The following is a 10,506-nucleotide window of genomic DNA, read 5'->3' on the forward strand; positions in this document are numbered from 1 at the left end:
TCCTTAATATAATAATAGTTTATTCTTTAAATTTAACACTATACAAGGCCATGGAAAAGACCAATTGCATAATTAGCCGCATCAAAATCAGCTAAATCTTCTGGCTTTTCACCCAAGCCTACTAACTTAACCGGCAGCTTCATTTCGTTTCTGATTGCTAAAACGACACCGCCTTTTGATGAACCATCTAGTTTAGTCAAAACAAGGCCTGTAAGCTTGGTTGTTTTATCAAAATCCTTTGCTTGAAGCAATGCATTTTGTCCCGTTGAGCCATCTAAGACAAGCAAAGTTTCAGTAGGTTGTTCTGGAGCCAGCTTCTTAATCGTTCGTTGAATCTTTTCTAGCTCGCTCATCAAGTTTTTCTTGTTTTGCAAACGACCAGCAGTATCAACCAACAAATAATCTGCTTGCCCATCGATTGCCTGCTTAGTTGCATCGTAGACTACAGAGGCCGGATCAGCTTTTTCTGCACCAGTCACTACTGGCACATCAACGCGTCTGCCCCATTCTTCGAGCTGTTCAACCGCACCAGCTCTAAAAGTATCAGCAGCAGCCAAAATAACCTTCTTGCCTTGATCCTTGAATCTTTTAGCCAATTTACCGATCGTTGTAGTTTTACCGGCACCGTTTACGCCCACAAATAGATAAATATTTGGCTTATGATCTGGATTATAGTTGAGCTTTTCATCATCAGCATTGCCGTTTTGATCATAAAGTTCTACTAATTTTTGAACAATAACCTCTTTCAGCTGATCACGCGTCTTTGCCTTTTTCAGCTTGGCCTCATCACGCAATTCATCAGTCAGTTCTTCAGCTGTCTCGTAGCCAACATCTGATTCAATGAGCAGGTCTTCCAAATCATCGAAGAAATCTTCATCAACCGTTCTAAATTTTGCAAAAAAGGCATTCAGTTTTGCACCAAAACCTTGATTGGTCTTCGCTAACCCTTTTTCATACAATTCCTGCTGCGTCTTTTCCGGTTCATCGTTTTCTTCCTCAACTTCTGGTTCAGTCTCAGACTCAGCTTGTTTCGGTTCAGTTGCAGCTTCTTCTTGTTCTGGTTCTTTTGGATGCTCAAATTTTTCTTCAGCTTCTTCAACTGGCTTTACTTCAGGGTTAGTATCAGAAAGTTCAGTTGCTTGTTCGGCTTCTTGAGTTTCATCCTTTTCTTCTGGTTTTTGCTCTTGCTTTTCTTCTTCATCCTCTTTTTTGCCAAAAAGAGATTTCTTTATCTTATCAAATAAGCCCACTATTCTTTCACCTCATCTTTGATATCTTTTAATGATACAGAAACGACTTTGGAAACGCCAAGTTCTTGCATCACTACTCCGAATAATTGATCTGCCTGCTGCATTGTACCACGACGGTGGGTGATGACAATAAACTGCGTATGCATATCGTATTTTTGCAAAAATTGAGCAAAACGAGCGACATTGGCATCGTCTAAAGCAGCTTCAACTTCATCCAGGACACAGAACGGTACTGGATTTACCTGCAGCATGGAAAAGAGCAAGGTAATGGCCGTCAATGCCCGTTCACCACCAGAAAGCAGACTTAAGCGTTGCAGCTTTTTACCAGGTGGCTGAGCAATAATTTCAATACCTGTTTCAAGCAAATTATCAGGTTCAGTTAATACTAAGCGTGCATTTCCTCCACCAAAGACAATTGGGAAAATCTTGGTAAAACTCGTTGAAATCTTGTTGAAGGTATCATTGAATCGTGATTGAACTTCTTGATCCAGTTCTGTCATTGATTGTTCCAAATCTGAACGAGCTGACAATAGGTCCTCTTGCTGTTCATTCAAAAAATCGTACCGCTTCTTAACGTTCTCATATTCTTCGATCGAATCCAAATTAACCGGTCCAATATCGTCAAGCGACATTTGGTGCAATTTAACATCACGCTTAAGTTGCGCACGGTTTTGCTCAGTATTTTCACCTTTTGCCTGAGCGATTGCCGCCTCATAAGTCAGTGAGTATTCTTCATTCAACGTGTCCAATTTTTGATTCATCGAAGAATTCAGCTTAGCAATTTTGACAGAAAAATCTTTTTGTTCTGTTGCTGCATCTTTACGCAAATCATAGTTTCGACTAGCCACTTGATCAAGCTGGTCAATCTGAGCATCAAATTGACCCAATTTGGCAGCCAAGTCGTTTAATTCCGCCTGCAAGTGATCACGTTTAGCAGCAATTTCTTCTTGTTCTTTTTGAAGCTGAGTTTTCTTTTGACTAGAAAGCTTTCGATTTTCAGTTAGTGAATGCAATTTTTCGCTAATCGACGTTAACTGCTCTTGCTTTTGTTTTAAATCGAGGCTCTTTTCTTTATCCTGACTTTGCAAATTTTCCAATTTATTTGAATAAACCGCAATTTGTGGATCCAGTTGACTTAACTGACTTTGAATTTTTTCATTTAATGCCGTAAAGTTTTTGATTCGATCCTGAATTTCGGCCATTTTTGCTTTTTCATCTTTGGCCTCTTTTGCTAAATCAGCCTGCTTCTGTTTAGCGATTGCGATTTTATCTTTAATTTCTTTAATTCGTGCATCCCGTTCGCGCACTCTTGAAACAAAAAGCTCATTAGCATCATTTAAACGTTTAACTTCTTTTTCCTGATTTTGAAAACTTAAAGCGACTTCGTTTAACTCTTGGTTTATCTGTTGGTGTTCACTCTGAATCGTCTTCAATTCATCATTAGCTTGCTCTGTTTGTTCTAGCAATTTATTTAAATCTGCCTGATCAGAGTCAAAATTTTTCTGCAACTGCTGCAATTTCTTAGTTAAAGCATTAATCTCGGCAGTTGTCTGCAATGGTGAATTATTGCGCTGGTTTTTAACCCCACCTGTCATTGAACCACCTGGAGAAATAACATCTCCATCAAGAGTGACTACTCTATAACGTCCAATTCGATTGGAAATTGCTAATGCCGATTCGATCGTATCAACAATAATTACGCTGCCTAATAAGTAATTGATTGCCGGTGAAAGATCAACTTTACTATTACTAGTAACTAAATCGCTGGCAATCCCCTTAAAGCCAGAGAATGATTTTAGAGTTGTAACAGTGGAAGCAGGAATATGATACTGTCTTAAGCCATCCAAAGGAAGAAAGGTTGCCCGGCCTGCATGATTTTTCTTTAAAGTATTAATTGCATCTTTGGCCCGGCTGCGAGATTCAGTAACCAAGTCCTGGACTCCACCACCCAGAGCGGTGGTCATTGCTGCTTCAAGTTCTGTTGGAAACGAAATTAATTCTCCAATTGCACCCACTACGCCAGGATATTGGGACAAATGATTCAGCACATTACGCACGCCATAGTAATAGCCTTCATGCCGTTTTTGAATATTGCTTAAGGCTTCTTTGCGGGCATTTACTTTCTGCAGTTCATTGCGTTCACTAGCCACAATCTGTCGTAAAGCATCTTGCCGATTCTCTAAATCGTGAGCGTTAGTCGTTAGCTGCTCCAGACGATTCTTAGTCTGTTGGCGCTTTTTAGTCAGTTTTTGCCCCTCAATTCTTAAACGCTCAAGCTCATCTTGTGCCTTTTTCAATTGACCTTCGATGTTGTTATTATTGTAACTGCTGTCGTCATTGTCACGCTGAAGCTCGGTCTTTAAATAAACAAGTTGATTGTTAACTGAAGTTTGTTCTTGCAGCAGATCAATATAGTTATTACGCTGATCTTCCAGTTGCTTATTTAACTGATTAGGATCTTCTTTTAGTCTCTTAACTAATTGATCTCTTTGCTGCTGAAGTTTTTCCCGCTCAAGATGAATCTTTTTGGATTCTTGTCCTAAATTAGTCAAATCCATTTGTAAAGCAGCAATTGACTTTTTTAGATCTGCAATCTGATTTTGATATTCATTTTTAGTAGCTTCATTGAATTGCTTTGATTGCTCTGCAACCTGCAAATTAGTATTTAAATCAGACGCTTGTTGGGTAAAGTCGAGCAGCTTTTTTTGAATTTGATCGCGCTTATCTTGCAATTGCTTATATTCATTGCGCTTTTGCGTTACTGCTGCTTGAGATTCTTTTACTTCAGTATCAAGCTTGGTTAAAAGCACCTGATTCTTGTCGGCCGCCTGCTTGATTTTTTGCTTCTGCTGATTCAAATCTTGAACTTCAAAAGCAAGCAATGTCTTTAATTTTGAATCCAAGCCTGCCTTTTGAAACTTGTATTCTTTTGCAAGTGAGCTCTGTTCATGCAAAGGTTCAATTCTCTGTTCAAGTTCTTTTACCAAATCATTGATTCTAACCAAGTTTTGATTAGTCTTATCTAGCTGTGCATTAGCGATCTCTTTTTGCTTCTTAAAATGAAGCACGCCGGCAGCTTCTTCAAAAATATCTCGCCGATCTTCAGGACGCGAATTTAAGATTTGATCTACTCGTCCCTGAGAAATAATTGCCAAACTATTTTGTGAAATACCTGAATCCAGAAACAGTTCACGCACATCTTTTAAACGAACGCTTTGATTATTAATTAAATATTCGCTATCGCCAGAACGCAAAATCCTTCTTGTTACTGAAACTTTGTCGCTCTCAAAGTTTAACTGTCTATTCTTGTTGTCAAAAACAAGTGTTACTTCTGCACTGTTTAATGGCTTGCGAAACTCGCTTCCTGCAAAGATAACATCCTTCATGTTGTCCCCACGAAGCGTCTTTGCGCGAGATTCTCCCATCGCCCATCTAATTGCTTCAGTAATATTGCTCTTACCGGAACCGTTTGGACCTACAATTCCTGTAATTCCACTACCGAAATGAATAGTTGTTTTTTCTGCAAAGGATTTAAAACCATCAATAACTAATTCTGTTAATGGCACGCCCTCTACCTCCTATTCAAGTTCATCCAAAGCTTTTTTGGCAGCCTGCTGTTCAGCTGCCTTCTTATTATGTCCTTCACCTTGAGATTGAACATGATCATTGATTTTTAATTCAACAACAAAATGCGATGGCAATTGACTTTCACTCAAAGTAACGTATTCGATATTTACTGGACCATCTTTTTGCAATAATTCCTGCAAATCAGTCTTGTAGTCACGTGATGCATCGAATTCACCTTTATCGATTAAAGGATAAACCGTCAAATGAAGGAAATGCGTAACAGCCTTCATCCCTTGGTCAAGATAAAGTGCACCGTTGAAAGCCTCAAAGACATCTTCAAGCAAGGTTTTACGATGACGGGCTCCTGCCTTTTCTTCACCTTTGCCCAAGTTGATTTCATCTTGAAAACCACATTCGATCGCAAATTCTGAGAATCCTTCCGTTCGCACGATATTGGATCTCATTCTGGTTAATTCACCTTCATTTAAATTTGGATAATGACGGTAAAGATAATCTGAAACGGCTAATTCAAGAACCGCATCCCCTAAAAACTCTAGCTTTTCATAATCCCGAACGCCTTCTGGATGTTCATTAGCGTAAGAAGAATGGGTGAATGCCTCTTCTAATAACTTTTCATTGTGAAATTTAATACCATATTTTTCATTTAATTGTTTAAGAAATTTTGTGTTAACCATCTTAATCGCCTTTCGTACTTATTGATTATACCAGTTTTAAGGGCAGACAAAAAAGACTACTTCTCATAAAAAGAAGCAGTCTTTTTCAAAAATTTATATTCTACTTAGCGAAAGCAACATAGTACCAGTTAGGGAAGCCGTTACCCATTGATTTAGATGGTTTAAGTGAGTAACCAGTAATCTTCTTGTTAACAGCAATAATTGAATAACTGTTGGCAACTGGAACAACATAAGCTTGGTCAAACATGTACTTTTGCCATTCATGGAATTTTTGAACACGGTACTTGTTGTTGAAGGCTTTTTGTGAATCTATTTCATCAAGCAATTTTTGGTTCTTGCTTGTAGCAAAACGACTGTAGTTCATTGGTGCGATCTTGCCGTAAAGGTCAGCTGGAGATGGTTCACTAGCCAAGCTCCAACCTGCGAGGAACATATCAACTCCGGCACTGTCATTTTGTACCTTGTCGTAGAATGAGTTGGCTTCAATCAAACGACCGTTGGTCAACTTAACATTCAAGCCCATCTTCTTCCATTGTTGGATGTAGTTTTGAATGATTGGTTGTTGAGTTGAAGAACCAGTCATGGCAGCCAAACGAATGGTCAAAGGCTTGCCATTTGGTTGTACACGGTAAGTACCCTTCTTTTTATAGCCAGCTTTATCAAGGATGGCATTTGCTTTCTTAATATTGTAAGTGTAGCCCTTGATTGATGAGTCAAAGTAGGAACCAAATTGTTTTGGAATCAAAGTTGGAACTCTAAAGGTTAAACCGTATGAGTAACGTTTGTATACTTCGTTAACATTCATACCGTAAGCAATAGCTTGACGCAATGCTTTATTGCCCATCTTTGAATTCTTGTCCATTACGTTTTGGCCATTCTTCCATTTACCAACCTTGAAGCCAAGGTAAGTGTATGAAAGTGGAATATTGGCGATAAAGTTTACGCCCTTAGTATTTTTGACGTTTTCCCATTGTGAGTTAATAACTTGGATAACGTCAAACTTGTTAGACTTAATTGATTGGGCAACTGAGTTAGGGTTAACAACAGTAGCAACAATCTGGCTGATCTTAGGTTGACCCTTGTAATAATACTTGTTTGGAACCCAAGTTACTGACTGACCACGAACAACTTTTGCGACCTTATAAGCACCGAAGTAAAGTGGGTTCTTACGGATCTTGTTGCTTGACATCAAGTTTGAGAACTTAACATCCTTTAAGTAGTGGTAAGGTGCGGCAGTTTCCCAAATATAGCCGTTACCACTGATTTCCATACCTGGCTTCATCGTCTTGAAGTGCAAAATAACTTTACGACCATTTGCACCATCTGGCATTTCAAGACCAGAAATAGTCTTGGCCTTGCCTTCGTGGTATTCTTGCAAACCAACCAAATCAGCTAAACTTGAAGTATAGCGTTGTGATTGAGTTGCTTTATTAGCAAGAATTTCATAAGCGTATTCATAGTCCTTAGCGGTTACTTGCTTACCGTCTGACCATTTAACACCTTTTTTAATATTAATCGTTGCTATTTTAGCTTTTTGATCAATCTTGATCGTAGCTGCACCTTTATCGGTGTACTTGTAATGGTCATCAGTTGCAAATAAACTTTCAGCACCATATTGAGCTACTTCAGCATCAGTTGAAGTAGTAGCAAGTTCATCGTTGAAAATACCAGTAAATGGCGTGTCAGTTTCAACAGCTACTTTAACAGTACCACCCCTTTTTGCAGTCTTGGTTGGTACTTCTTCCTTGAACTTAGCAGCCTCTTTGCTTTCGTCTTGACCACGGTTTGAATTACCGCAGGCAGCCAAAGAAAGAGCTACTGCTGATAACAAGGTTACACTAGCAAACAGCTCTGCTTTTTTCATAAATCCGATATCCTCCATATAGAATAGATGGAACAAGTTGATATATTCATGTTAACACTCACACAATCAAATCACAATGAACAAAACAGGCACTCTGTTTAGAATGCCTGTTTCTTTAGTAGTTAATGGAAATTGTATTATTATGAAAGTTTTAGATAAAAGGATTTATAAAATAAAGTGTTTTGATAATAGCTTATTACTTGTAGAAGCCAACCTTGTACCATACGGAGTTTGCATCCTTTGGCTTCAATGAGTAGTTTGCAATCTTGCTGTTAACAGCTGAAATAGAATATGAGTTAGTAGTTGGAACAACGTAAGCTTGGTCAAACATGTACTTTTGCCATTCATGGAAGACCTTAATTCTGTACTTGGTGTTGAAGGCCTTTTGAGAGTCAATTTCGTTCAAAAGCTTAGTGTTTTCAGCAGTGTTCATACGAGTGTAGTTGAATGGAGCTGCAGGACCGTACAAGTCTTGTGGTGATGGTTCACTTGAAAGTTCCCAACCAGCAAAAAACATGTCGATATCTTTGTCGTCATTTTGTACCTTGTCGTAGAATGAGTTGAATTCAATCAAACGACCATCAGTTAAGACTACGTGTAAGCCAATCTTCTTCCATTGTTGGATGTAGTTTTGGATAATAGCTTCTTGAGTTGGGCTTGAACTTTGCATAGCAGCAAGCTTAATAGTCAACTTCTTGCCGTTTGGTTGTACACGCCACTTACCCTTCTTCTTGTAGCCAGCCTTGTCAAGGATCTTTTCAGCTTTCTTCAAGTTGTAAGTGTAACCCTTAATGCTGCTGTCAAAGTATGGGCCAAATTGTTCAGGAATCAAAGTTGGAATTCTGAAGGTTAAACCTGAAGTATAACGCTTTTCAACGGCATCAATGTTCATAGCATAAGCAATAGCTTGACGCAATGCCTTGTTGTTCATCTTAGCGTTCTTGTTTTCAACGTTCTTACCGTTTTCCCACTTACCAACTTTAAAGCCTAAGTAGTCGTAAGCCAATGGAATATTAGCAATAAATCTTACATTCTTAGTATTCTTAACGTTTGGCCATTGAGTGTTAATAACGCCGGCAATATCAAACTTGTGACTCTTAATAGCTTGAGTTGCTGAACTAGTTGAAACAACTGAGGCAACAATCTTGCTAAGCTTTGGAGTACCTCTCCAGTAGTACTTGTTTGGTACCCAGGTTACTGATTGACCACGAACGATCTTTGAAACTTTGTATGGACCAAAGAACAAAGGCTTCTTACGTACTTGGTCAGATGATTCAAGTTTACTAAATGAAACATTCTTTAAGTAGTGGTATGGGTCAGCATATTCAAGGAAGTAACCGTTACCTGATTGATACATACCTGGCATCATTTGCTTAAAGTGAATAACAATTGTACGGCCATTTGCACCGTCTGGCATTTCAATACCAGAAATAGTCTTTGACTTGCCGGAGTGATATGCAGCTAAACCAACAATGTTGGCAAGTGAACCGGTGTAACGTTGTGAGTTGGCTGCCTTGTTAGCAACAATTTCATATGGGTATTCCAAATCTTTGGCAACAACTTGTTTACCATCTGACCACTTAACACCCTTCTTAACTGTGATAGTAATGGTCTTCTTCTTTCTATCCAATTTGAACGTAGCTGGACCTTTGTTGTTAATACGATAAGTGTTATCAGTATCAAACAAAGCTTCGTTACCAAATTGCATAACATCACTATCAGTTTGACTTGTTTCAAGTCCATTTTCAAAAATACCAGTGAATGGTGTATCTGTTTCAATAGCGTAGGTTAAAGTACCACCCTTTTTAACTGTTTTAGTTGGTGTAGCTTCTTTAAACTTACTTGCCTCTTTTGAACCAGAGTTGCTACTTTGACTTGAACCACAGGCAACTAATGAAAGAGCTGCAGCGGTAACAACACCGATCGAACCTAAGATCTTTGCTGTTTTCATATTATTTTCCCCCCATAACGGATTATCTATTCAAATTAGTTTTTGAATCAAGTTGATGATTAAATAATACCATGTTTTATTAAATTTGCAATAGTTTTATAAAATTTATTTTAAGAATTAGAAATTATACTCTCATATTCATTACGATACAAAAGAAAAAAGTCTTTATTGTAGTGACCCAGCAAAATTGGACACTTTATTGATATTATGCAACTAAGGATTGATTCCGGAATTGTTCCGGGGTCAGTCCTTTTAGTTTTGTCTTGGTTCTTTCAGTATTGTAGAAGCGGATATAGTCTTTGATAGCTTGCTCCAATTCATCAAGATTGGCATAGTTTGTTTCTTTGCCGTAGAACATTTCGCGTTTGAGAATGCCAAAGAAGCCTTCCATCAGCCCATCATCAGGAGAGCAGCCCTTTCTAGACATGCTTTGTTCTATTCCATGAATGGCTAATTCGCGCTGGTAAGCTCGGTTTTGATATTGCCAGCCACGATCAGAATGAAAGATTAAACCATTGAGCGCAGGATGAGCAGTAAAAGCATCATCAAGCATTGTCATTGCTTGTTTGAGGTTAGGATGACGAGAAATATTGTAGGCAACTATATCTCTAGCACAGCCATCGATAATTGGCGAAAGATAAAGCTTCTGTCCTCTTAAATTGAACTCGGTAATATCCGTGTACCACTTCATATTTGGCCTGACGGCAAAGAACTTGCGCTTAATCAGATCTGGCTTGATTCTGTCCTCAATCTTTCCCTCATAGCTGTCATAACGTTTTCTGCGTCTCATGCGATAGCCAATTAAGTCCAGCTTGCTCATCAGACGGTAAACTGTCTTGCGGTTAACCTTAAAGCCTTCATTGTGCAAACGGTCGGCAACCACCCGGTATCCGGGTGCAGTGTATCTGCCTTTGAGCTCAGCACCAAGGCATCCAATTTTTTATAAATGCGTTTTCGACAGTAAGCTTTAAATTCTGGCGACGAAGCTTTTCGTTTTCTCGTTTCAGCTTCTCTAGCTCTTTGCTTGTACTTTTCTTCAAGAGTATGTCGTCCTTTCTTCTTGATAACGACATTATACCCATTTTCTTTGTAGGAGCGAATCCAATTGCTTAGCATACCTATACTGGACAAGCCAAGATCAAGAGCTACTGCAGCAATTGCTTCGTCTCCGAAAAGAAC

The 10,506-nt window shown here is 38.8% G+C and carries 5 protein-coding genes and 1 pseudogene; all 6 read right to left on the reverse strand.

Annotated elements, in window-relative coordinates; translation table 11 throughout:
* Positions 1 to 38 precede the first annotated feature (38 nt).
* Positions 39 to 1,250 (reverse strand): signal recognition particle-docking protein FtsY, encoded by a 1,212-nt coding sequence (gene ftsY / locus B2008_RS03010; protein ID WP_281829092.1) that lies wholly within the window; start codon positions 1,248 to 1,250, stop codon positions 39 to 41.
* Positions 1,250 to 4,816: a chromosome segregation protein SMC gene (gene smc, locus B2008_RS03015; RefSeq protein ID WP_281829094.1), complete on the reverse strand. Its 3,567-nt coding sequence runs from the start codon at positions 4,814 to 4,816 to the stop codon at positions 1,250 to 1,252. The genes ftsY and smc overlap by 1 nt, the downstream gene beginning before the upstream one ends.
* Positions 4,817 to 4,828: 12 nt before the next feature.
* The gene (gene rnc, locus B2008_RS03020; protein ID WP_281829096.1) at positions 4,829 to 5,512 is read right to left on the reverse strand and encodes a ribonuclease III; all 684 of its coding nucleotides are present in this window, start codon (positions 5,510 to 5,512) and stop codon (positions 4,829 to 4,831) included.
* A 100-nt stretch (positions 5,513 to 5,612) separates the two neighbouring features.
* A complete protein-coding gene (locus B2008_RS03025; RefSeq protein ID WP_281829097.1) occupies positions 5,613 to 7,376 on the reverse strand; it encodes an oligopeptide ABC transporter substrate-binding protein in 1,764 nt (587 codons plus the stop codon).
* Positions 7,377 to 7,572: 196 nt separating this feature from the next.
* On the reverse strand, positions 7,573 to 9,327 hold the full coding sequence (locus B2008_RS03030) for an oligopeptide ABC transporter substrate-binding protein (protein ID WP_281829098.1): 1,755 nt from the start codon (positions 9,325 to 9,327) through the stop codon (positions 7,573 to 7,575).
* Positions 9,328 to 9,532: 205 nt separating this feature from the next.
* Positions 9,533 to 10,506 (reverse strand): annotated as a pseudogene (locus B2008_RS03035) (IS3 family transposase); the annotation flags it as partial.

Origin of the sequence: Lactobacillus sp. UBA5813 (genome assembly GCF_002417895.1) — a bacterium.
Lineage (GTDB): Bacteria > Bacillota > Bacilli > Lactobacillales > Lactobacillaceae > Lactobacillus > Lactobacillus amylolyticus.

Bases quoted from the DNA above. Each gene is read 5' to 3' on its own strand.
- rnc (WP_281829096.1), bottom strand. From the start codon at position 5,512: ATGGTTAACACAAAATTTCTTAAACAATTAAATGAAAAATATGGTATT.
- B2008_RS03025 (WP_281829097.1), bottom strand. From the start codon at position 7,376: ATGAAAAAAGCAGAGCTGTTTGCTAGTGTAACCTTGTTATCAGCAGTA.
- B2008_RS03030 (WP_281829098.1), bottom strand. From the start codon at position 9,327: ATGAAAACAGCAAAGATCTTAGGTTCGATCGGTGTTGTTACCGCTGCA.